Source organism: Colwellia sp. BRX10-4, from assembly GCF_014077465.1.
GTDB lineage: Bacteria > Pseudomonadota > Gammaproteobacteria > Enterobacterales > Alteromonadaceae > Colwellia_A.
Window position 1 is genome coordinate 1 of the sequence record NZ_JACGVZ010000020.1, and the last position, 24788, is coordinate 24788.

Annotated in this window: 24 protein-coding genes; 6 read left to right on the forward strand and 18 right to left on the reverse strand. The window is 38.7% G+C overall.

Translation table 11 applies throughout. The features are described 5' to 3' along the window. Positions 1-522 precede the first annotated feature (522 nt). Positions 523-1062, forward strand: a complete 540-nt coding sequence (locus H4J67_RS14595) for a gamma carbonic anhydrase family protein (RefSeq protein WP_182175886.1) — start codon at positions 523-525, stop codon at positions 1060-1062. Between the two features lie 15 nt (positions 1063-1077). Here the strand turns inward: H4J67_RS14595 and H4J67_RS14600 are convergent, their stop codons facing one another. The 11 genes from H4J67_RS14600 to H4J67_RS14650 all read right to left on the reverse strand — a co-directional run bounded on the left by H4J67_RS14600 (position 1078) and on the right by H4J67_RS14650 (position 10670). Continuing rightward, positions 1078-1305, reverse strand: a complete 228-nt coding sequence (locus tag H4J67_RS14600) for a hypothetical protein (protein WP_182204140.1) — start codon at positions 1303-1305, stop codon at positions 1078-1080. A gap of 1 nt (position 1306) precedes the next feature. Further along, positions 1307-2113, reverse strand: coding sequence for a shikimate dehydrogenase (gene aroE / locus H4J67_RS14605; protein WP_182204141.1), 807 nt, complete (start codon positions 2111-2113; stop codon positions 1307-1309). 135 nt (positions 2114-2248) lie between these two features. Continuing rightward, entirely contained in the window at positions 2249-2947 is a 699-nt protein-coding gene (locus H4J67_RS14610; RefSeq protein WP_182204143.1) for an OmpW family protein, read from the reverse strand. A 278-nt stretch (positions 2948-3225) separates the two neighbouring features. Next, positions 3226-4137: an oxygen-dependent coproporphyrinogen oxidase gene (hemF, locus tag H4J67_RS14615; protein ID WP_182175890.1), complete on the reverse strand. Its 912-nt coding sequence runs from the start codon at positions 4135-4137 to the stop codon at positions 3226-3228. After that, positions 4134-4682, reverse strand: a complete 549-nt coding sequence (locus H4J67_RS14620; protein ID WP_182175891.1) for a Sua5/YciO/YrdC/YwlC family protein — start codon at positions 4680-4682, stop codon at positions 4134-4136. Before H4J67_RS14620 ends, hemF begins: the two co-directional genes overlap by 4 nt. 119 nt (positions 4683-4801) lie before the next feature. Beyond that, positions 4802-6427: an acyl-CoA synthetase gene (locus H4J67_RS14625; protein WP_182175892.1), complete on the reverse strand. Its 1626-nt coding sequence runs from the start codon at positions 6425-6427 to the stop codon at positions 4802-4804. Between the two features lie 254 nt (positions 6428-6681). Further along, on the reverse strand, positions 6682-7185 hold the full coding sequence (gene purE, locus H4J67_RS14630) for a 5-(carboxyamino)imidazole ribonucleotide mutase (protein ID WP_182175893.1): 504 nt from the start codon (positions 7183-7185) through the stop codon (positions 6682-6684). 38 nt (positions 7186-7223) lie between these two features. Then, positions 7224-7799 (reverse strand): topoisomerase DNA-binding C4 zinc finger domain-containing protein, encoded by a 576-nt coding sequence (locus H4J67_RS14635; protein WP_182175894.1) that lies wholly within the window; start codon positions 7797-7799, stop codon positions 7224-7226. A gap of 75 nt (positions 7800-7874) precedes the next feature. Next, complete coding sequence (locus tag H4J67_RS14640; protein WP_070375270.1) at positions 7875-8348, reverse strand: DUF494 family protein; 474 nt, start codon at positions 8346-8348, stop codon at positions 7875-7877. A gap of 9 nt (positions 8349-8357) precedes the next feature. After that, a complete protein-coding gene (dprA, locus tag H4J67_RS14645; protein WP_310650672.1) occupies positions 8358-9515 on the reverse strand; it encodes a DNA-processing protein DprA in 1158 nt (385 codons plus the stop codon). Positions 9516-9572: 57 nt separating this feature from the next. Continuing rightward, a complete protein-coding gene (locus H4J67_RS14650) occupies positions 9573-10670 on the reverse strand; it encodes a LysM peptidoglycan-binding domain-containing protein (RefSeq protein ID WP_182175895.1) in 1098 nt (365 codons plus the stop codon). A 124-nt stretch (positions 10671-10794) separates the two neighbouring features. Between H4J67_RS14650 and def the strand changes: the two genes are divergently transcribed. From def to trkA, 4 genes are read left to right on the forward strand one after another with little or no spacing between them, the layout of a single operon-like run. Further along, the gene (gene def / locus H4J67_RS14655; RefSeq protein WP_070375272.1) at positions 10795-11304 is read left to right on the forward strand and encodes a peptide deformylase; all 510 of its coding nucleotides are present in this window, start codon (positions 10795-10797) and stop codon (positions 11302-11304) included. Between the two features lie 35 nt (positions 11305-11339). Further along, the gene (gene fmt, locus H4J67_RS14660) at positions 11340-12332 is read left to right on the forward strand and encodes a methionyl-tRNA formyltransferase (RefSeq protein ID WP_182175896.1); all 993 of its coding nucleotides are present in this window, start codon (positions 11340-11342) and stop codon (positions 12330-12332) included. Next, complete coding sequence (gene rsmB / locus H4J67_RS14665) at positions 12332-13633, forward strand: 16S rRNA (cytosine(967)-C(5))-methyltransferase RsmB (protein ID WP_182175897.1); 1302 nt, start codon at positions 12332-12334, stop codon at positions 13631-13633. Before fmt ends, rsmB begins: the two co-directional genes overlap by 1 nt. 54 nt (positions 13634-13687) lie before the next feature. Then, the gene (trkA, locus tag H4J67_RS14670; protein WP_070375275.1) at positions 13688-15067 is read left to right on the forward strand and encodes a Trk system potassium transporter TrkA; all 1380 of its coding nucleotides are present in this window, start codon (positions 13688-13690) and stop codon (positions 15065-15067) included. Positions 15068-15149: 82 nt separating this feature from the next. On the opposite strand, the gene H4J67_RS14675 is transcribed toward trkA, so the two are convergent. From H4J67_RS14675 to H4J67_RS14695, 5 genes are all read right to left on the reverse strand, one after another. Then, positions 15150-16601, reverse strand: coding sequence for a TrkH family potassium uptake protein (locus H4J67_RS14675; RefSeq protein ID WP_070375276.1), 1452 nt, complete (start codon positions 16599-16601; stop codon positions 15150-15152). A 107-nt stretch (positions 16602-16708) separates the two neighbouring features. Further along, the gene (locus H4J67_RS14680; protein WP_182175898.1) at positions 16709-17068 is read right to left on the reverse strand and encodes a 5-carboxymethyl-2-hydroxymuconate Delta-isomerase; all 360 of its coding nucleotides are present in this window, start codon (positions 17066-17068) and stop codon (positions 16709-16711) included. A 34-nt stretch (positions 17069-17102) separates the two neighbouring features. Continuing rightward, the gene (locus H4J67_RS14685) at positions 17103-17720 is read right to left on the reverse strand and encodes a YigZ family protein (protein ID WP_182204144.1); all 618 of its coding nucleotides are present in this window, start codon (positions 17718-17720) and stop codon (positions 17103-17105) included. 32 nt (positions 17721-17752) lie between these two features. Next, positions 17753-19072: a Xaa-Pro dipeptidase gene (gene pepQ, locus H4J67_RS14690; RefSeq protein ID WP_182204146.1), complete on the reverse strand. Its 1320-nt coding sequence runs from the start codon at positions 19070-19072 to the stop codon at positions 17753-17755. Between the two features lie 56 nt (positions 19073-19128). Continuing rightward, complete coding sequence (locus H4J67_RS14695) at positions 19129-21048, reverse strand: transglycosylase SLT domain-containing protein (protein ID WP_182204147.1); 1920 nt, start codon at positions 21046-21048, stop codon at positions 19129-19131. 321 nt (positions 21049-21369) lie between these two features. Here H4J67_RS14695 and tusA point away from each other — a divergent pair, with 321 nt between their 5' ends. Beyond that, positions 21370-21630: a sulfurtransferase TusA gene (tusA, locus tag H4J67_RS14700; RefSeq protein ID WP_182204149.1), complete on the forward strand. Its 261-nt coding sequence runs from the start codon at positions 21370-21372 to the stop codon at positions 21628-21630. A gap of 60 nt (positions 21631-21690) precedes the next feature. Here the strand turns inward: tusA and glyS are convergent, their stop codons facing one another. Both glyS and glyQ read right to left on the reverse strand, forming a co-directional pair. Further along, on the reverse strand, positions 21691-23757 hold the full coding sequence (gene glyS / locus H4J67_RS14705) for a glycine--tRNA ligase subunit beta (RefSeq protein WP_182204151.1): 2067 nt from the start codon (positions 23755-23757) through the stop codon (positions 21691-21693). Next, positions 23757-24680, reverse strand: coding sequence for a glycine--tRNA ligase subunit alpha (glyQ, locus tag H4J67_RS14710; protein WP_070375291.1), 924 nt, complete (start codon positions 24678-24680; stop codon positions 23757-23759). Before glyQ ends, glyS begins: the two co-directional genes overlap by 1 nt. Positions 24681-24788: the final 108 nt, after the last annotated feature.

Here is a 24788-nt window from a genome sequence, read left to right on the forward strand (position 1 = left end):
TTAGATATAAAACCCATTCGTTTATACCTTTGGAGCGTTGCTCCGTTGCTGCAGGCCTTGCCTGAAGCGAGATGCGCATGATACGCTTCTCAGTTTTGATGTCAACGTTTTATTTAATTTAATTTAAAGTTTCTTTTCGAAGATTCAAACCTTATCTATAAAACGTTAAGTTAACTACTTTACCCTAAAGTGATGTAGATAACTTATCAAAACAGCTCTTTCGTGGTTCGTTTTGACTGAACCCCTTGGAACTGGAGCGCATTCTAGAGATTTCTCGCTGGGCGTCAACCCTTTTTTGTAATAAGTTTGAAATAAACGTTTGTTCGCTTAATTAACGTACAGGCCACGTTTTTATTGAGGTTTATTCGACCGAATACCACATTTATTAACCACACTTCTATTAGCTGATACTCTTTCGTTAAACTAAACATTTATATTAATACCGTTTATAACTGATATTTTTTCAACCTTTAGTCGATATTTGCTAATATTAATGCACAAGTTCACAACCTAATTCTCATTATGAATAAAACTATATTACGTAGCTACAATAAAATCACACCAAAATTGGGCCAAAAGGTCTATATTGATGAGTCTGCTGTACTCGTTGGAGATATATCTATGGGTGACGATGTCAGTATTTGGCCTTTGGTCGCCGCTAGGGGTGACGTTAATACTATTAGCATTGGCAATAGAACCAATATCCAAGATGGTACGGTATTGCATGTAACCCGTAAAAGCGCAGGTAATCCAACAGGCAATCCTCTCATTATAGGTGAAGATGTTACCGTTGGTCACAAGTGCATGCTACATGGTTGCACGTTAGGAGATCGTATACTTGTTGGTATGGGGGCAATCATTATGGATGGCGCGATTATTGAAAGTGACGTTTTTATTGGTGCAGGTTCTTTGGTGCCTCCTCATAAAACGTTAGAGAGTGGTCACCTATATGTAGGTAACCCGGTAAAACAAGTGAGATTACTAAAAGAAAGTGAGCAAGCATTTCTTAGTCAGTCTGCGATTAATTATGTTGAGCTTAAGAATGAGTACCTTGCTCAATAATAATTTATTAGCCCGTTACTTATAGTACAGCTCTATTCGACTTTCAGGGAGTGGCTCATTATCGTCGAGCCACTCTTCAACGATTTCTTCTAAATCAAATTTCAATGCATCACTCATTACATTATGCTTTGTACACTTAATAAGAATATTAATACGCTCACCAGAGAGTAATCCACTAAAGATCCAGCCCTGTTGGTTGTTATCATAAGTTATATCATCGTTGAAGATTATTTGTTGATTCATCTTAATCCTCTTTTCTTAGCCTATTTAGCACCGATGCGGTTTCAGGTGAAACATTTCGCCAAGTTCTAAAACTTTCGGCGGCTTGTTCTACCAACATACCTAAACCATCAATAACATTACTTGCGCCATTGGCTTTCGCCCAAGCTAAAAATGGACTAAGTTCTTTACCATAAACCATATCGTAACAGTCGGTATTAGCAATAAGCTCTTTTGATAACGGTGGAATTTCCCCCGTTAAGCTTGCCGATGTTGCATTGATAATAAGGTCAAACTTTTCTGCTCCCATAGCATCGAACCCTGTAGCCGTTAATTTATTGTTGTTAAACTTTTTAATCAGCTCTTCAGCTTTACTAACTGTTCTATTGGCGATAACAATTTTCTGTGGTCCTTGTGCTAATAAAGGTAAAATCACGCCTTTAGCAGCACCACCGGCACCCAATAATAAAATACGACTATTTTTTAATAATATTTTATGATTAAGGAGGTCTTGTACAAGCCCTTCCCCATCGGTGTTATCGCCAAATATTTTACCACCCGCAAACGTTAAGGTATTTACCGCGCCGGCAAGTTGAGCCCGCTCGGTTAATTTATCGCATAATGCCATCGCTTGTTCTTTAAAAGGAGCGGTAATGTTGGCACCTTTAGCGCCACTATTCATAAAAGTAATGATTGTTTGTTCAAATAGCTCTAGTGCTACATATTCACTTTGGTAGTTAAGTTGCTGCTGAGTTTGCTGCGCAAAAGATTGGTGAATAATGGGCGAACGTGATTGTTTGATAGGGTTACCAAAGACGCGATATTGATCCATAGAAAGCACTGGGTAATAAATTATACTTAAGGTTATCGTAATAAAGGCATGATGAATATAAAAAAAGCAGTTACCTTTATATAAAAGATGACTGCCTTAAAAGGGTGTTGTTAAGAGTTTGTGTTATTAATAATACTAAAACTTATAACCCAACATGATTGAATAAACCATAGGGTCAATTTCTACTGACGCAGACCCTTTAATATCACCAATTTTGAAGGTGGCATCGGCATTAATATCAATATAACGAGCGGAAGCATTTACGTGCCACTTATCATTTATTAAGTAATCGGCGCCCACTTGAAACGATAAGCCTAATGAGCCATCAAGCTCTAAATCATTAAAACCTAAGGATTCAGGTGTACTTTTAAAACTTTCATCAAAAAATATGGTGTAATTTATGCCAACACCCGCATAAGGTTTAATGTTCGATGCACTGTTAAAGTAATAAAGTGCACTAATTGTGGGTGGTAACTGTGTGACTTCCGCTAATGTCGCACCATCCACGTTCGCACCAAACAGTCCGGCAGAGATACGTTGTTGATCGTGAATAATGACATCATGGGCGAATGGTGTTGCAGCTAAAACTTCTATTGCCCAATTGTTATCATAGAAATAAATAAAATTTAAGCCAAGTTGAGTATTGTCATCAACAGAAAGAGATAATGGCGTGTTACCTCCTAATGCTTCAACAAAAACCCCTGACTTACCGCTATCTGGGTTAACCATAGTCGCACCAACACGGAAAACAAAATCTCCGGCTTTATAATCTTCAGCAAAGGCAGTTACAGAAAGAGAAGCTAAAACAGCTAAAGTAAGTAAACGTTTTTTCATGTGCAAAGTCCCTGTTTATTTTGTGGGTATTTAATGAAACGGATTCTATAGAGACTTAAAAATAAAAACATGACCTAGCGCAATAAAATTGCGTTGTTTTAACTTTTATTTAAACATTTTACAAATAGACGGAAGTAGAGGTAAATAACAGTGGCAAGTAAGCTTGGTGACGCAAATATAAACCAGCTAATGTCATTGACAGAAACACGAGAAGCTTTACGCTTCTCGTTCAATCGGCGTTCAAAAAAATCTAGCTGAAGTATTATAAATGATAATAATTATTGAGCTAACCAGTCTTGTGGTACTAAGTACTGAGCCAGTTCAGCTTCTTGACTTGTTGGATCGGGCTGATAATTATATTCCCAACGAGCAAGTGGCGGCATCGACATTAATATCGATTCTGTACGCCCACCTGACTGCAAACCAAATAAGGTGCCTCGGTCAAAGACTAAGTTAAACTCAACATAACGGCCACGGCGATATAATTGAAATTGACGTTGTTGCTCAGAGAATTCAATGTGCTTTCTTTTTTCGATAATCGGAACATAAGCGTCAACAAAGCCTTGCCCAACAGCTTTAATATAATTTAAGCAAGTATCAAAATCCCATTGATTCAAATCATCAAAAAATAAACCACCAACACCACGCGTTTCATCTCGATGTTTTAAATAAAAATATTCATCGCACCATTTTTTATGCTCATTATAAACATTTTCACCAAAAGGCTGACAAAGTGATTTTGCCGTTTGGTGCCAATGAACAACATCTTCTTTTATAGGATAAAAAGGGGTTAAATCAAAACCACCACCAAACCACCACACAGGTTCCTCACCTTCTTTCTCAGCGATAAAAAATCGTACATTAGCGTGTGACGTGGGGATATAAGGATTTTTAGGGTGAATAACTAATGAAACACCACAAGCTCGCCAGGTTCTACCGGCTAGTTCAGGTCGATGAGCACTCGCTGATGGGGGTAACTTATCACCAGAGACTTCTGAAAAGTTTACACCACCTTGTTCAATAACAGTCCCGTCGGTTAATACTCGAGTACGGCCACCACCGCCTTCAGCGCGTATCCAGTTATCTTCAACGAACTGCCCACTACCGTCGGCGGCTTCTAATGCTGAACAAATATTGTCTTGCAGTGATTTTAAAAATTCAATGACTGTTTCTATGCTTACTTGGCTCATGCTCGAATTGTCTCTCCGGTCAGTGCATCAATTATTCTTGAAGGTTGAGTATACCCTAAAGTACTACCTTTTATGATGAAATCGATTTCAGCTGACAAAGTTTCTTCAACGTCTTGCCAAGTTCTTGCCGGCTCCTCCCCCGATAGGTTAGCACTGGTAGAAACAATTGGTTTATTTACCTTGTTGCACAGCGCTACTACATCAGGTTGGCTAGTCAATCGAACGGCTATGGTGGAAAATTTTCCAGTAAGTAGCCGATGAGTATTACTATTTTTTGGCAATAATTGAGTAATACCGTTAGGCCAGCGAGAAAGTATACTCAAGCGTTTATCTTGCGGTATTTTACTGTCATCAATATAAGGGAGTAATTGAGAGTAGTTAGCCGCTAGTAAAATGAGGCCCTTTTCTGGAGAGCGGTTTTTAATGCTAAGTAATTTTTCAATTGCGAGTAAATTATCAGGATCGCAACCTAGGCCAAAAACAGCTTCGGTTGGATAAGCAATAATACCACCTTGGCTGTAAGCCTCTTCGGCAGAAGTCATCATAAATAATAATGGAAAATTAAAGGATTATTTTATGATTATACGGCGTTTATCTAATAGATAAAATAAGTGTTTAATTTCAGATAAAAATAATTTTATCGCCAAAATTAAACACTTGATAGTTATGAGAGGCTTTTTACTTTTTCACGTAAAATAAATTTCTGTACTTTACCTGTCGACGTTTTTGGTAAATCACTAAACACAATTGTCTTAGGGGCTTTAAATATAGCCATATGTTCTCGACAAAAACTGATGATATCTTGCTCTGTAGCGCTTCGGCCTCGCTTTAATGAAACAAAGGCGCATGGAGTTTCCCCCCATTTCTCATCACTTTTAGCGACAACGGCTGCCTCTAATATGTCAGGGTGTTGATATAAAATACTTTCGACTTCTACTGAAGATATATTTTCTCCACCTGAAATAATAATATCTTTAGAACGATCTCTTATTTCAATATAACCATCTGGATGCTTAACGGCTAAATCACCAGAATGGAACCAGCCATGTTTAAATGCTTCATTAGTCGCTTTCTCATTTTTTAGATAACCTTTCATCATGCTATTACCACGAAACATAATTTCACCAACCGTTTCAGCATTACAAGGGACGGGCTGCATAGTCTCAGGGTCTAATACATCGACTTCTTCTTGTGTAGGATAGCGCACACCTTGACGCGCTTTTAACGCAGCTCTTTCATCGTCGCTTTTATCATTCCATTCATCTTTCCATTCACTTACCACACAAGGCCCATAAACTTCAGTTAAACCATAGCCTTGGGTGATATCAAACCCCATTGCTTCCATGCCTTTAATAACGGATGGTGGTGGTGGAGCCCCCGCGGTCATGATATTTATGCCACGTGGTACTTTTGCCAGTAACGTTTGGTCTGCATTTAAAATCATATTTAAGACGATTGGCGCGCCACAAAAATGGCTGACCTTATGTTCAATTAAACTTTCAATGATTGCACCAACTTCTACCTGCCTTAAGCAAACTTGTGTTCCACCCACAGCAACAACCGTCCATGGAAAACACCAACCATTACAATGGAACATTGGCAGTGTCCATAGGTACACTGAGTTATTGCCTAATGGCCAGATCATGTTGTTACCCAGCGAATTTAAATAAGCGCCGCGATGTGAATAGACCACACCTTTTGGGTTACCCGTTGTCCCTGAAGTATAATTTAACGCCAGTGCTTGCCATTCATCATGAATTAAATTTCCGGTGAAATTTTCATTACCTTCGGCAAGTAAGTCTTGATACTCAACACAACCTAAACGTTCACCGCCTTCACTCATTACATCATCGATATCAATAATCAGCGGTTGACGTGAACATAAGGTTAGTGCTTTTTTTACCACACAAGAAAAAGCCGTATCGGTTAAGAGTACATCACATTCGCCATGGTCGAAAAGAAAAGCAATACTTTCAGCATCTAAACGAATGTTTATCGAATGTAATACTGCACCCGTTAACGGCACACCATAATGGGCATCTAGAAAGGCAGGAATATTAGCCGCCATGATGGCCACTGTATTACCGGGCTTAACACCGCGTTGCATTAATGCTGAGGCTAGGCGTCTAACATTATTACGATATTCACGATAAGTGATTTGTTGTTTACCATGAATGATGGCAACGCGTTCAGGATGTACGTCGGCGGTTCGATTTAAAAAGTTAATCGGTGTTAAAGGCTGGTTATTGGCTGCAACTTTGTCTAAGCCTTGGTCATAAATATTGTTCATCGACTTTCCTCATTATATTACGGTGCTGGTAGCTATTTAGTGCTACTTAACTTCGGCACTTACTGAGGATAGTTTACGCCTATTATTGCGTTTAAAAATTATCCTTTGGTCTAATGGGGCTATTCGGGTATTCACATTCAATCGCAGTAAATATCTAGCGGAATATTTATATTTTAGCTAAACAAAAATATCAGGGTAAATTTTGGACATAAAAAAACCAGCAAATCGCTGGTTTCTCGAATAACACATAAAATTTATGTTAATTTTTCTTGCATCGCTTCATCTTTTGCAAGTAAAGCAATAACATTAGCAGCGCGTTCTGCTTTTACTTTTTCTGCAATAGATGGATCCGCAATACCTAATATTTGTGCGGCTAAATAACCCGCATTTTTTGCACCTGCTTTACCAATAGCAACCGTTGCGACCGGTATTCCACCCGGCATCATAACCGTTGAAAGTAAGGCATCATGACCTTGTAATGGTCCGTTATCAATGGGAACACCAATAACTGGACGAGTGGTCATTCCTGCAACAGCACCGGCTAAATGAGCGGCTAAACCTGCAGCACATATAAAGACTTTACAGCCACGTTCTTCAGCATCTTTTACGTAAGCTTTAGCAGCATCGGGTGTTCTATGGGCTGAACGAACACGTACTTCATGTTCAATACCAAATGTTTTTAAAACGCTGATAGTTGCTTGCATAACAGGTAGGTCAGAATCTGAACCCATTAAAATTGCAACAAAAGTTGATGACATTTTGTCTCTCCAGAAGTTTAGTTAAATAATTGCGCGTATTATATCTCTTTACGCTTATAGGTGCATTTCTTTTCTGGACAGATTATGACGTTACCACTCGCCATTTTACGCTTCACTAATATCGGCCAAAGGCATTGAGGGCAATTTTCAGCAACGGGTGGATAATTAAGGACATACTTACATTTAGGATATTGTTCACAAGAATAAAATGTTTTGCCATAGCGATTGGTGCGTTCAATTAATTCGGCTTGCTTACCCTTTTTCTGGCACTGTGGGCAAGCTACGCCAACATCTTCTTGGCCACTAGTATCTTCAATATGATGGCATTGGGGATAATTAGAACAACCAATAAACATTCCATATCGGCCTTGTTTAACCGCAAGTTCATGCTGACACTCTGGGCATTCAGTTCCAGCTAAAATTTTATCTTCTACTCGTTCGTGGTCGACAACTGGACGAGTAAAATCGCAGGCAGGATAGGAAGCACAACCAAAAAACTTTCCCGACTTACTATTCTTTATAACAATTTCACTGCCACATTCTGGGCACACTTCATACGCTTTTTCTAAAGCATGTTCGTGCTGTGAAAATAAGGGTTTATCAGAATTAGGCATAATGCAATCACTAGAATATTGTTAACGTTATTATGCCACGATTAGCCAAACTTAAGCGAGTTATACGATTGACACTTAATGTAATGGTCCTTCTTGCTCATCAAAAATAAGATCTTCCATTTGCGAGTAAGCATTTTCTTTACCTGGCACATTAAATAACACCATAAGTACCACCCACTTTAAATCATCAATCGAGAAGAACTTAGTATCTAACTCCATCACGCGGTCAATAACCATTTCTCGTGTGGTAAAATCTAGGACATTCACTTGCTCTAAAAATAAAAGAAAACCTCGGCACTCTACATCAAGTAATTGCATTTCATCATCAACATAGACACGTACTGAGCGACGCCCTACTCGCGTTAAATACGGATAAGCATCGGTGTCTTGAAGTGCTGCTAGCTTTTCTAACCAACTTAGCGCTTTATATATTTCGTCTTGATGAAAACCTGCTCGGGTAAGTTCATCCGTTAATGATTCATGATCCACCATGATTTCGGCTTCACTATGTATATAGTTTTCAAAAAGATACATCAGTATATCAAACATAATTAGCCCCTATTTTACTCTTAGGTAACCCCCTGGAACCGTAGCAACCAGACCTTTAAGCTCTAACATTGTTAACCGAGTTAGTACGACATCTATCGGTAATTTGCTTCGTGAAACCACCATATCTACGGGGGTGATCTCATAACCCACACTAGCTAACAATGAATCGTTAAACAAGTGTTGTTTTTGACTTTTTTCTAAGCGTTGTTCTTTCTCTTTGTTTATCGTTAAGTGTAGACCTCTTTGTGGCAGTAGATCTAATTCATCAACTATATCGGCAATATTATCGACAAGTTTAGCACCTTGTTTAATCAGCCAGTGACACCCTTTAGCTTGTGGGTTATTAATGGTACTTGGGATAGCAAACACGTCACGATTTTGTTCTATGGCGCATCGAGCGGTTATCAAAGAGCCACTTTTAATCGTAGCTTCAACCACCAGCACCCCCACACTTAAACCACTAATCAATCTATTTCGTTTGGGGAAATAACCTGGCTTAGGTGGGGTGTTTGGAGGAAACTCACTGATAATAGCACCGTCATTGTCTAGAATGTTTTTTGCTAATAATCTATGCCTTGCTGGATAGACCTGATCTAAACCGGTCGCGACAACCGCGATGGTTTTACCTCCTGCCGATAACGTCCCCTGGTGAGCGGCGCCATCTATACCTAGCGCTAAACCACTCGTTACCACTAATCCAGCATTTGCTAACTGCTGTGCAAATTTAAACGCATTCTCTCGACCATTAATACTGGCATCTCGGCTACCGACCATCGCAATTTGCATTTGATTTAATAGGCTAATATTTCCTTGGGCAAATAAAACCAATGGCGGATCATAAATTTGCTTTAACTGTGAAGGGTAACGAGAGTCAACAAAAGGAATAATGGCACTAATACATCGTTCAGTGGCGGCAATAATTTCAGAAATTCTTTGCCAATCAGGAGATCTAATCGCCGCTATCTGTTTTTGAGTAAGATTTAATGATGACAGTTCTTGTGAGGAATGAAAAAGTTGTTCTACTCCAAAGAGTTCAACAAGTCTTAATTTTTTATCGATAGCTAGGCGTGGTATAAGCTTAAGCGCCAGCCAAAAGTGACTCACGCTTTTCTTGTTATACTCATCGCCCTGTTGAGGGGTAACAGCTAAATTATACTTTATTGTCACTGTCTTCTCCCTAAGTACAGCGGTTTTACTTATAAATTAAGATGAATTGCCAGTCGGTTAGTTTTCCACGGGTGAAGTAATAATATCTTGTAATCGAAGCGGTTTACTTGAACGCATAACGAGCGCTAAACTCACTTGCTGATACACTTTAAAAACCATCATTTCGCCAACAACTTCTTCTGGCATTTTATAATCAGAGCTCTCAATATTTGCCATACGATTCCAGCGTGAAGCATCTTTGCTATACGTTGGGCCATTACTTGTTTCAACAACACCTGGGCTGATCCGTTTTACCGAAACAATATCTCCTTGCTCAACAGCATGTTCGGCGCCACGATTAATCATTACAACGTCGAGTTTTCCAAATTCACTTAACCCACTCATACTGTTGATAATTAGTCCACGTAACGACTTAGTCGCTGGCTTTAGACTAAAAAATGACGGGTATTGTTGGTTTTCATTGACGGGCAGAATAAAATCACCGGAACGAATTTCTTCTTTAACGCCATCGACATACAAGGTAGCAGGCACTTTATTGTCAATATCACCGGTGCGTATGACTTTTCCGGTACCTAAAACACTAATGTTGTAGCCTAAAAGTTCTTGTGTTTCAGGGTCATAAATAGGCTTTTCTTTCTGATATATACCATAACCTTTGCCTAACTCTAATTCGCCGTTTACATAGAGATTAAAGCCGTCAATACTAGAATTATAACCTTCATCACTCCCTAGTATATAAGGGAGCTTTGCAATGTCATCTTCAGATAAAATGCTACTGTAATTAATATAAGGTGCAATAACGTCCAAGGATAAACTTGAAATAGCAGATTGATCTTTTAATTTAACTCGTGCTCGGGGCGACCATTTAAGTTCAGGCTTTCCTCGCACTAACATTGGTTGCCCTTTTTCGTCAAAAACTAAACGAAGCACGTCACCAGGATAAATTAAATGAGGATTATCAATATCAGGATTCAATCGCCACAACTTTGGCCAGAGCCAAGGCTGCTTGAGAAATATTGCTGAAATATCCCACAAAGTATCCCCCTTTTTAACAAAGTAAGATTTTGGGGCATTTTTATTTAATGTTAACTCATCAGCAGTAACCAATACTGAAAAAGACAAGCAGAGTATTAACAAAAAACTACGTATTAGCATGATAGTTCGCCTATTAAACAGATATATTAAGCTTTTAGCCTAAACCACTATTATTAATTATATTTAATAGCTAAAATTGAAACATAACACTCAATGCGATATTTCGCGAATTATTTGAATATTTATGACTATTTTAAACGTACTTAGATTTCCTGACGAACGCTTGCGCACTAAAGCGTTACCTGTAGAAGATATTAACAGTGATGTACAACAAATAATTGATGACATGTTTGAGACCATGCGAGAAGAGAACGGTGTGGGTTTAGCTGCCACCCAGGTCAATATCCATCAACGTATTGTCGTCATTAATGTTTCAGAAGACGAAGACCAGTCTTATGTCTTGATTAACCCAGAAATAATTAGCCATAGTGATACGACCGAAATCAATGAAGAAGGTTGTTTATCTGTGCCCGGTTGTTACGCAAAAGTTGACCGTTACACAGAAGTTACCGTGAAAGCGCTCGATCGTGAAGGACAAGCCTTTACCTTAAATGCAACTGAATTACTCGCAGTTTGTATACAGCATGAATTAGATCATTTAGATGGTAAGTTATTTGTTGATTATCTATCACCATTAAAACGCCAGCGGATAAAAGCAAAACTAGAAAAAGAAGCTCGTTTAGCCAACAATTAATTATTGTTTTTATTAATATAATTCGGAATAAAACTTTGTCAAAAGCTCTTAAAATTATTTTTGCTGGCACGCCAGACTTTGCTGCACAACATCTGGCGGCGCTAATTAACTCTCATCATGAAGTGGTCGCGGTTTACTGTCCACCCGATAAACGTGCTGGACGTGGTAAAAAGCTAACCGCTTGTGCTACCAAAGAACTCGCTTTATCGCATGGTATTGTTGTTGAGCAACCAGTTAATTTTAAAGACGCTGGCGATCAAGAAAAGCTAGCCAGTTATAATGCTGATATTATGGTTGTTGTCGCTTACGGCTTATTATTGCCAATGGTTATTTTAGAAGCTCCGCGTTTAGGCTGTGTCAATGTACATGGCTCGATATTGCCAAAATGGCGTGGCGCCGCACCTATTCAACGTTCATTAGAGGCCGGTGATAAAGAAACAGGTGTGACGATTATGCAGATGGACAAAGGTTTAGATACCGGAGACATGATAGCTAAAGCAACCTGTGAAATTACTCAACAAGATACTAGCGCCACACTCTATGAAAAATTAGCCGATATCGGCCCTATTGCTTTACTAAGCACGCTTGATTTAATGGCTGAGAACAAGCATAGCGCCGAGCCTCAAGATAATAATTTAGCTAACTATGCGGCCAAACTTGATAAAGATGAAGCAGAATTAGATTGGCAATTACCCGCTGTTGAACTTCATCGTAAAATTCGTGCTTATATACCATGGCCAGTTGCACAATTTACCTTTACTGATGAAAAAAATATCGAACATCGTATTCGGGTTTGGCAAGCCAGCTATACTGATGAGACTCATGGTTGCCTGCCTGGAACAATAATTTCAGCAAATAAAAACGGTGTTACTGTTGCTACAACTTCAGGTTCACTGTGCTTAGAATCATTGCAATTACCCGGTAAAAAGCCAATGCCAGCGCGTGATATTTTAAACGGAAAAGCACTATGGTTTGCTGAAAACAGCCATATCAATAATTTAACTGCAAACAACATGAGTGAACAATAATGGCGACTAATATTAGAGCCCTAGCGGCAAGGTGTTGTTTTGCTGTTGTTGATAAAGGCAGAAGCCTTAGCGATGAGTTACCCAAAGCTCAAGCAAAAGTAGAAGGTAAAGATAAAGGACTTTTACAAGAACTTTGTTACGGCGTTTTACGGTATTTACCAGCACTTGAATATGACTTACGCCAGCTAATGGATAAGCCATTAAAAGGTAAACAACGGGTTGGCCACTTTCTTATTCTAGTGGGCATATATCAAGTAAAGCATACGCGCATTCCTGACCACGCGGCGGTAAGTGAAACAGTAGCAGCAACAAAACCTTTAAAGTGCGACTTTTTAAGAGGTTTAATTAATGGTGTCTTACGTAATGTTCAACGTAACCTAGCCAAAGACGATGCAGCAGAAATCGCAGCGAAGTTACCTGATCCAATAAAATATTCACACCCAAGCTGGTTTATCAAAAAGGTACAAAACGCTTACCCTGATCAATGGCAAGAAATTCTTAATGCTAATTTAGAGCGACCACCGATGTGGTTAAGAGTCAATCAACGTCACCATAATGTGACTGAATATTTAGCTTTACTCGAGCAAGCAGAAATCCCTGTAGCACTCGTTGACGATAAATCATCAGCGATTAAACTCGTTGCTGCTGTAGATGTTAATAAGCTTCCTGGCTTTATTGATGGTTGGATCTCAGTTCAAGATGGTGCGGCTCAACAAGCCGCGATATTACTCGATACTCAAGCGGGTGACTTTGTACTTGATTGTTGTGCTGCCCCAGGTGGTAAAACTTGCCACATTCTAGAATTAACCCCTGACTTAGCAAAAATGACGGCCATTGATATTGAAGAAAGTCGTTTATTAAGAGTAGAAGAAAACTTATCGCGCCTTAACTTATCAGCCGAGGTAATTACTGCTGATGCTGCTTCACAAGAATGGTGGGATGGACAACTTTTCGACCGTATTTTACTCGACGCCCCCTGCTCGGCTACCGGTGTAATTCGTCGCCACCCCGATATAAAATGGTTGAGAAAAGCAGAAGACATTGAAAAACTGGCAATATTGCAGCAACAAATATTAAAAAACATTTGGTCTTTACTTAAACCTGGCGGTATTTTGCTTTATGCAACCTGTAGTATTTTACCCAAAGAAAATATTCAACAGATAGAAGAGTTCTTATCTGAGAATAACAATGCTAAATTAGTATCAATAACAAATGAGAAAACCGACATAGGCTGGCAAATCTTGCCAAATGAGCAATCAATGGACGGTTTTTATTACGCTAAATTAGAAAAAACAATATAGGCTCTGATGATCTTTCAACCTAGCCGCTTAAAAACTAAAAATTAAAGTTAACTTATGAAAATAATAATAATTGGCGCAGGGCAAGTGGGCGGAACATTAGCTGAAAATCTTGTTGGTGAGCGTAACGATATTACGCTCATTGATACCAATGCAGAAACCTTGCATGAATTACAAGATAAAATGGACTTGCAAGTTGTCATTGGTAATGGCTGTCACCCAGACGTATTAAAGCAAGCGGGTGCAGAGGATGCCGAGTTGGTTATCGCGGTAAGTAGTGATGATGCAACGAATATGCTCGCCTGCCAAATTTGTTATACTTTATTTAACACCGCAAATAAAATAGCCCGAATTCGTTCATCACAAATATTGCGCTACCAAAAAGAACTCTTTCAATCAAAAAACATCCCCGTAGACCATGTTATTGCTCCAGAACAATTAGTTACTCGTGATATTGCGCGTTTAATTGATTACCCGGGTGCACTACAAGTCTTAGAGTTTGCCCAAGGAAAAGTCAGTTTAGTTGCCGTAAAAGCTTATTACGGGGGGTTATTGGTTGGTCATGCCCTGTCAACTTTGCGCGAGCATATTCCTAATGTTGACACACGAGTAGCGGCTATTTATCGTAACGGAAAACCTATCCGTCCGCTGGGTACTACCGTTATTGAAGCAGATGATGAAGTGTTTTTTATTGCTGCCACTATCCATATTCGTGCGGTAATGAATGAACTGCAAAAACTTGAAGCCTCATATAAAAGAATAATGATCGCTGGCGGTGGTAATATAGGCGCCGGCTTAGCTAAAATATTAGAAAAGAATCATCAAGTTAAACTTATTGAACGTTCACCAAAGCGTGCGGAATACTTAGCCTCTGAGCTCAATGATACCTTAGTTTTTATTGGTGACTCTTCCGACCAAGAACTGTTACTCGAAGAACATATTGATCAATTTGATGTGTTTATTGCCGTCACCAACGACGATGAAGCAAATATTATGTCATCTTTGTTAGCTAAGCGCTTAGGTGTACGTAAAGCGATGGTGCTTATTCAGCGAAGTGCTTATATAGATTTAGTACATGGCAGCGATATCGATATTGCCGTATCACCCCAACACGCTACTATCTCGGCATTATTGACACATGTACGCCGTGGTAGTATTGATAACGTATATAGCTTACGTGGTGGTGCTGCAGAAGCGATTGAAATTATTGCTAAAGGTGATGAAAAATCTTCAAAAGTAGTCGGTAAAACCATCCAAGCAATAAAGTTGCCGCCGGGGACTACCATTGGCGCCATTGTTAGACAGGATGAAGTGTTGATTGCTCACTCTGACACCAAGATAATGTCAGAAGATCATGTTATTCTTTTCTTAGTCAATAAACGTTATATTTATGATGTAGAGAAACTTTTCCATGTTGACGCGCTAACATTTTATTAAGATAAAAAGTGAATATCGAGACATAAAAAACCCCAGATTTATCTGGGGTTTTTCGTTTCTATTATTACACTATACTCTACATCTAAGAGCGCCAGAAACCTGGAGTAAAGAGTACTAATAAAGTAAATATTTCTAATCGCCCAAAGAGCATAGCAACAATTAATACCCATTTACTGAAATCGGTGATCTCAGCAAAATTTGCGGCTACAGCACCTAAGCCTGGACCTAAGTTATTCAGACAAGCAGCCACTGCTGTAAAAGCCGTAATGTCGTCCATACCTGTGGCAAGCAGTAACAACATACAAATAATAAATACCGCAGCATAAGCTGAGAAAAAGCCCCATATCGCTTCAACAACACGATCAGGTAAAGCTTTACGACCTAATTTTATCGTAAAAACAGCTTTAGGATGTACTAAACGGTTTAATTCTCGTAAGCCTTGTAGATATAAAAGTACCACTCGTACAACTTTCATTCCGCCACCTGTACTCCCCGCACAGCCACCAATAAAACTAGCAAAGATTAGAAGTATTGGCAGTAATGTCGGCCAATCGGCAAAGCTGGTTGTTGCAAAGCCGGCGGTGGTACTAATAGAAACTGACTGGAATAAGGCTTGGTCGAATGCTTCAAAACCATCTTCGTAAGTGCCTGTTGCTAACAGCACAATTAAACAAATGAGTGTTAATACAAATTGGATAGCAATAAAGACTTTAAATTCTGGATCGAAGAAGTAATTTTTTAAGGAGCGACTGTGCAATACAGCAAAATGCAGCGCAAAATTTACCCCAGCGATCAGCAAGAAAAACACACAAACAAAATTTATCGCGGGGCTATTAAAATAGCCGATACTGTCGGTATGTGTAGAGTAACCCCCGATAGCAATTGTTGAGAAAGCATGACAAATGGCATCAAAGATAGACATGCCTGCTCCCCAATAACTAATCGCACAGGCAATAGTTAAAAATAAATATATATACCATAAATGTTTTGCTGTATCGGCAATGCGCGGCGTCATTTTTGAATCTTTAACCGGTCCCGGTGTTTCAGCACGGTAAAGCTGCATACCACCAATACCTAGCATAGGTAAAACGGCAACCGCTAAAACTATAATACCCATACCGCCAAGCCACTGTAATTGCTGGCGATACCAAAGTACTGCATGCGGTAAACCATCAATCTCTTTTAAGATGGTCGCCCCAGTTGTTGTTAAGCCAGAAAATGATTCAAAAAAAGCATCTGCAACAGATAAATTAGGCTTGTCTAAGAGCAAAAGCGGCACCGCAGAGAAACTCGCCAGTACTACCCAGAATAAAACGACAATTAAAAAGCCTTCACGTGCGCGCAAGTCACTTTTTTCATTTTTAAACGGATACCAAGCAAGTAGACCTGCAAATAAGCAAAACAGAAATGCAGTCAGAAAGGAGACACCACCACCATCACGGTATAATAGTGCAATTAAAGCAGGCGGTAACATGGTTACACTCAACAGAGCAACCAGTAAGCCAAGAATTCGAATGATATTTTTTATTTGCACGAGTTAATTTTTATTATTCAGTAAAGTCATCGACCACATGTTTTTTGATGATAAAGCATAAAGATAAACACTGCGACTTTAAATCACCTATTTCGTCTTTAATTTATTCAGCTGACACGTTTATTATAAGATTCACGTTCCATATCGACTATTTCGACGCTAATTGAAATTGATTTAATAGCAAAGGAATTTAGATGACTTAACACGAGTTTAGATAGCTCTTGCCTTTGTTCTAAATTGCGACCTGACAGGATTTTGCAACAAACATGAATAAACCTTTGTTGATTATTGCTAGTTTGACTTTCATTTCCCACAGTAAAATATTTAAAGGGTGTTGCTCTTACTTTAATATCAGTCGGAGAAAATAATAAAGACTTAACTGCTCCTGCAAAAACGGCAGACATAATTTCTTTAATATCTAGTTCTTGAGCCAGTTCTTGTGAATATTCGATAATACAATGTGGCATGAAGGTATCCTTTTTTATCTGATATTATCTTATATTACGGGTCAGTAGACCTAAGGGTTAATAACCCGGCAGAAAGCGTTTGTAATTGTTGCTTAACTTTTGTTAGTTGTTCTTCAGGTAACGCTATAATCAATTCTACTTGAGCGGCAAAGTCTTGTTGAATAATTTCACCCTTAGCTTGTTCAACAAAATACAAGACATCGTTTATCTGTCCGTAATCGCACGTTAATTGCTTTTCTACCATAGGAACTTTTGTACTTGTTTCTACTAACAATAATGCTTGACGAACACTGCCACCATAAGCCCGTTGTAACCCACCCGTACCGAGCTTAGTACCGCCAAAATAACGAACAACTATTGCACATAACTCACCAACATGACCTCCTTGTAAAACAGCTAACATCGGTCGTCCTGCTGTACCCGAAGGTTCACCATCATCAGAAGAGCCATAACCTTGGCTATCATCTGGTTTTCCTGTGAGAAATGCATAGCAATGATGGCTTGCTTGAGGATGTAATTTTCGACAGTTAATTAATAGTTCTTTAGCATCTTCGGGGCTTGTACATGGGGAAATAAAACAAATAAAACGACTACGGCTAACGATTGTTTCATCAACAATACCGTTAGCCGCTACTTTGTAAGGTTTGTTCATAAAATATAAAGTCGTGAATATAGTCTTAAGGGTTATTTCAACTCTAATTCACGGGTCATATTTTCGTTATGCAATTGATGAACAATAATATTATCTTCAATACGAATGCCACCAAATGGACGCATAGCCTCTATTTTTTCCCAATTTATCATTTTGCCATTTTTTGAAGCTTTAAGATCGGCCAATAATGATTCAATAAAATATAACCCTGGTTCAATGGTAAATACCTGGTTACTTTCAATAATACGTGAAGTACGTAAAAAGGGATGTTGTTCTGGTGTATTAGCATGTGTGCCGCGTTCGTCGGCCATAAAGCCGCCAACATCATGAGTTTGTAGACCTAAATGATGACCTAAACCATGTGGAAAGAAGGTTGAAATAATACCCGTTTCAACTGCCGTATCAACATCAACGTTAATAAAGCCGAATTCATGTAAGACATTACCAATATCGCGATAGGTTTCAATATGTAAATCTACATAGCTTTTTCCGGGTTTTAAGCCATCAACAGCATTGAGCATCAATTTGTTCATGCGGGCAATCAATTCAGCAAACTTATCTCGTTTAAATGAATAAGTACGAGTTATATCAGAAGCATAACCATTAAAACTTGCGCCTGCATCAATTAAAAATGAACGATGTGCTTGCGGTACGCCACGATCTAAAGCGGTGTAATGTAAAATTGAGGTATTCGTGTTCAGTGCAACAATATTGCCATAAGGTGTTTCGTCGCCGGTATGATTGGTTGCTTTTAAATAGGCTTGCTGAATATCAAATTCTGACGAGCCTTGCAAGAAAGCGCTTTTTGCCGCTTTATGACCAGTAACAGCAATCGCGTTCGACTTACGTAAACACTCTTGTTCATATTGCGTTTTATAAGCGCGATGATAATGTATGTAATTGAGTAAAGGCTCAGGGTTTATATTTTTAAATCCTAGCGCTTTTGCTACTTCAATATGTTCGCCTATATAGGCAAAATCGGTTTTATCATAGGGTAGCAACTTCTCAACATCAGTCGCTTTGGTCAGCACTTTAACATCAAAAAAATCATTCCAATAGTCATTAGCTAAAGGTATAATTTTATGCCAAAAATCAATAGGTTGATAATAGATAAGTGTTGGTTTATCTTCACCATTAATAATCAACCAGCAATTGGGAATATTCACTAATGGCAACCAAGCTTTAAAATGAGGATTTACTTTAAAGGGGTAACCATAATCATCGAGAAATACTTTAATTTCTTGACCAGAATGAATCACTAAACCTTGTAGATTCTCACGTTTTAAAACAGACTTCGACCGTTGCTGAAGCTCGCTAATATGGGCTGGGTAAAGTGTTGCTAATTTGATCATTGATCGCGCCTCTGAAAATTTTCCAATATCATATCATACTCTTCTAACGTTTGAATTTACTGAGCAATACTCATCGAGAATATCTGATCAAAGAGTGATACATCCTGCCCTACTTTTATTTGATATATTTCTTGATACGCCATAACACTTTTCACATACTCACGTGTTTCTTTATAAGGAATCGTCTCTATCCAAATATCTGCAGGCATAGGCTCCAAGCCTTTTAACCAACTCCGAACACGATACGGACCGGCATTATAAGCCGCTGTAGCAAGCACTTGATTACCATCATGTCGGTCAAGTAAACGTTTTAAATACTTTGTACCTAGTTTTATATTGTCTTTCGCATTCATTAAACGCTTGTTAGTCACTTTACGCTTCTGTAAATGTTTAGCTGTTGCGGGCATAACTTGCATTAACCCCTTTGCGCCTGCGGGTGAGTTAGCATCGGCCATAAATGAGCTCTCTCTGCGCGCTATTGCAAATGCCCAGGCAGGATTTATTTTGTAAATTCCGGATGAATGCGTTATTTCATCAGCAAATGCTAATGGAAAACGTAAATCAACATCATTCAAATACCCCACTTTAGATAAGGTAAAAATGGCACGATCATACCATTGTGCCTCATAGGCTATTCTTGATGCGACCAGTTTTTCTCGATCACTTAACCGCGACAACCAATAATTCCACTCAAGCCGAGCTTGATGAAAACGTCCAATATGGAAAAATTCAAAAGCCCGCTTTGCTGCTGGGTTTTTTAATAAAGCGACTTTTTCAGCACTAGTAATCGCTAATGGATAATTTTGTAGGTTAACACTTTGCTTTATTGCACTTGCAGCAAGGAACCCATAGTAATGACGTTTATTCGCTAGTTCACTTAACACCTCATGCCCTAGTGCTTTTTCTCCTGTTTCAAGTAAGCTACGTCCATACCAGTAACGCCATTGATTTTTCTGGTGTGATTTTTCAGGTAGTGCCCTTAAATCAGCTTTAATTGCTGGCCAATCCTGATCTCTAAGTAGATCTGCCATTCTCCATTGCACAATGTTTGTCGACTGCAGTTTCTCATCCACTTTAGCTAGCCATATCGCTGAGCTTTTATGATCTTTACTGGCTAACGCAATAGCGAATTTTAAAACAATTTGCTGTTGTTGTGCTTCTGAAAAAGGTAATACTTCGATAGCCTTACTATATGTCTTTAACGCTTTTTCAGAGTCACGCCAAATTAAACGTTTTAAACCATAAGCGGCAATAGAGGCTTCTTTAACGGATTTCTGTGGAAAGCGTTTCATATTGCTAATGTAAGCAGGATCACGTCGCACTTTATGCCATAAGCTGCCTAAATACTGATCTTTTTTTGGTAGTAATTGAGTCAAATAAGGGATTAAGGTGTGTTTGCCGCCATCTGCAGCCAGAGCTATACGTTGCCATATACGTTCATCGGTTCTATAACCTGCTTTTTGCCAAAGCGTAAAAAGTGGATCACACACTTTCGGCTGAGACTTTCCTACCACCCAGAGCTTAGTGACTTTAGATAAAATTTTTGACTCCGCCACGCCTGATTGTAATTGATAACGATAATACTGACAGGTTAATTCCACATCAGAGGTCGGCTTAAAGAAGTCCTGAAATAATAATGCCTTGTCTCGTTTAGCTAAATAGTTCAGCCATTTTTTACGCAGCGGCCAGTCGAGTGGTGATCCGCGATATGTTTCAAGAAACTGACTAATTTCACCTGTATATGACATATTCATGCCATACATTAATCGTTGCTGATCTAAGTAAGGCTGCAATGGGTAATAGTGTAGCTGCTGATATAAGGTTTGATAATGCAATGAATTGGGTTGCCAGACGTACTTTTCCGCTTCTTGAAATGCACCACGAATACTGGTTTGACTAATTGATGTTGTTGCACTAATTGTACTTGAGAGGAAAAGTGAGAATATTATTAACACTGACGATGTTAAACGAAACATAGCGTTACCTTAATTATAAGAAAATTTACTTCCCTTGGCCGTTAATTGACCCGTTCTACCTAAAAACGTTTCTGTTTACATCTGTAACCCTACCACTTAACAGACTAGCTAGCAGTTACCCTTAATTTTTCATGCATAGCCCAACAAAGCAAGTGAAATTAGCATTCTGTAATGCTTGATACTTATCATCAATAATTTAGCTTTTAAAGTCGTTACAAGGTAATGATAATTTAGTTTTTATAAATAAAATTTAGTCTTGATACCCTGCTTTCCTTTTTTTTGCTAACATTGCCTTATTAATTATCTCCTTTGTATATCACCATGAATAATAACCCTGAAGATGTTTTCAAAAATCCCGATCACTTTTTAGATGCTGTTGGGTTACGTTGCCCTGAGCCCGTCATGATGGTAAGGAAATCGATTCGAAAAATTTCCGCTCAAGAAACTTTATTAATAACGGCAGACGACCCTTCCACAACTAGAGATATACCCAGTTTTTGTCGTTTTATGGATCATGAACTTATCGCCCAACAAACACATGAAAAACCTTTCCTTTATTTGATCAAAAAAGGGAAAGCTTAACACTTTCCCTTTTTAAATATTCAGCACCAATAAGTAAGTGTCGATACGACTAACGCTTACCTATTGTAAAAGTGCAACATCAGCAATGGCAAAGAAACTATTCCTAATTTCATTTAATAGCGTTAAACGATTAGTTTTTATCGCTTCATCGTCAGCCATCACCATAACATTATCAAAAAAGTTGTCTATCGGTGCTTTTAAACAAGCAAGCTCTGTTAATGCCGCCTGGTAATCTTTTGCCAACATCATTGGTGCAATCGTAGCTTTCACTTTATTAAATGCTTCAGCTAACGCTTTTTCTTGTGTTTCAGTGGCTAAATCAGCTTTAAACGTTGGGTAAAGTTCACCGCTAAATTTAGCTAAAATATTACCAACACGTTTATTAGCGGCAGCTAGTGTTGCGGCTTGTTCCAATGATTTAAAGTGACTTACCGCTTTAATACGTTTTTCAAAGTCTAAAGGTTCAGTTGGCGCATTGGCTAATACCGCTTGAATAACGTCAACTGATATACCTTGCTCTTGGTAATAGGCTCTGAATCTACCCAAAATAAAATCAACAACTTGAACATTAACGTTTTCATTTGAAAGTTTATCACCATATAAACCAACACTTTCTTTAATTAAAGTATTGATATCTAATGGTAATTTTTTCTCTATGATAATTCGGATCAAACCAATTGCCGCGCGACGTAAGGCAAAAGGGTCTTTATCACCTTTAGGAGCTTGGTTAATACCAAAAATGCCCACTAAGCTGTCAATTTTATCAGCTATAGCGACTGCACAACCAATATTACCTTCAGGTAAGGCATCACCCGCATATCTAGGTCTATATTGATCTTCTAAGGCTTGAGCAACTTCAGGTGCTTCGCCATCATTCTCAGCATAATATTTACCCATAGTACCTTGTACTTGGGGAAACTCTAATACCATATCAGACATCAAATCAGTTTTGCTGAGTAAACCTGCTCGTTTTGCTTGTTCCGTGTTTTCGCCTATTTGTCCGGCGATAACTGCGCTTAATGAAGCAATACGTTCAGATTTCTCTTTTAATGTTCCTAACTGTTTCTGAAATAATACCGATGATAGACTTTCTAAACGTGACGCTAACGTTTTGCTCTTATCTGTTTTAAAGAAAAACTCCGCATCTGCCAAGCGCGGACGAATAACTTTTTCATTGCCCTTAATCACTTGAATAGGGTCTTTGCTTTCAATGTTGGTTACAAAAATAAACTTATTTAATAATTGACCATTTTTGTCATTTACCGGAAAGTATTTTTGGTGATCTTTCATTGAATAAATAAGTGGTTCAGCGGGAACATCTAAAAAGGCTTTGTCAAAACTACCAATTAATATTACTGGCCATTCAACTAAACCAGTAACTTCTTCCAATAACTCATCGTCAATTAATGCAACACCATCTAATTGCTGAGCGGCTTTATTAATTTCTGACAAAATTAATGCTTGGCGCTCTTGGTAATTAACTTGAACAAATGCAGACGTTAATTTGTCTTCGTATTCATTTGCATGCGCTAAAGTAACGAAACCTTCATGATGAAAACGATGGCCCGTGACAACATTACTTGAAGTTACCTCTAAAGTTTCACCGGCAATGATTTCTGCGCCAAACATTATGGTCAAGGTATGGACTGGGCGAATAAATTGAGTACGAGTACTGCCCCAACGCATAGGTTTTGGAACAGGTAGTTTGCTTACCGCAATATTAACCATAGCAGGAATTAACTCTGCTATGGTTTTTCCTGTTTGTGTCGCGCGATGTAATAACCATTCACCTTTGTCAGTCTTTAAGCGCTGAGCTTCCTCAACACTAATACCATTGGAACGTGCCCAACCTTGCGCGGCTTTGCTAGGATTGCCTTCAGCATCAAATGCTACATCTATGGCAGGACCCCGTTTCTCAATTTCTTTATCGGCCTGTTTTTCAACTAACTGACTGACCTTTACCGCTAAACGACGTGGTGTAGCAAACCATTGAATATCTTCGTAAGTTAAACCTGCGCTATCTAATTGATCTTTTATTTGCTGGTAAAATGTAACGGCAAGATTTTTTAATGACTTCGGTGGTAATTCTTCAGTACCTAGCTCTATTAGTAGTGTTTCTGTGTTCATTATGATTTCCCACCAGCAGTATTATTATTTTTACAAAGAGGAAAACCTAATTCTTCACGCTTATCGTAATAAGCCTGTGCACAAGCTTTTGATAATGTTCTGACTCTAAGTATATAACGTTGGCGTTCGGTCACTGAAATAGCGTGACGAGCGTCTAATAGGTTAAAAGCGTGTGAGGCTTTCATAACTTGCTCGTAGGCAGGTAATGCTAAACCTGCTGCAATTAACTTCTGGCTATCTTTTTCACATTGATCAAAGGTATTAAACAAAGCATCGACATCTGCATGCTCAAAATTATACGTTGACTGCTCAACCTCATTTTGATGAAACACATCACCATAAAGTACAGTACCCATAGGACCATCAGCCCACACTAAGTCATAGATACTATCCACATTTTGAATATACATAGCTAAGCGTTCTAAGCCATAGGTTATCTCACCTGTGACTGGCGTACACTCTAAGCCACCTACTTGTTGGAAGTAAGTAAATTGTGATACTTCCATGCCGTTTAACCAAATCTCCCATCCTAGTCCCCACGCGCCTAGCGTTGGTGATTCCCAGTTGTCTTCAACAAAGCGGATATCATGAACTAGAGGATCAATGCCCAGTTCTTTTAAAGAATTTAAGTATAATTCTTGAATATTTTTCGGCGAAGGTTTTAACATGACTTGGAATTGATAGTAATGTTGTAACCGATTAGGGTTTTCACCATAACGGCCATCAGTGGGACGGCGACAAGGTTGAACATAAGCACTGCTCATTGGCTCAGGACCAATAGAACGTAAAAATGTCATTGGGTGAAAAGTACCAGCGCCGACTTCAAGATCAAGCGGTTGTACGATGACACAACCTTGACGTGACCAGTAGTCTTGTAACTGAAAGATTAATCCTTGAAATGTTTTTATATTGAACGTACTCATAATTTTCCGATTCATTATTCGTGTGAGTTTTACCGATAACGGCTAATGATATTAAGTATACCGATTGCATTATTATTAACCTAGTAACAAGTTAACAAACTTTGAGTT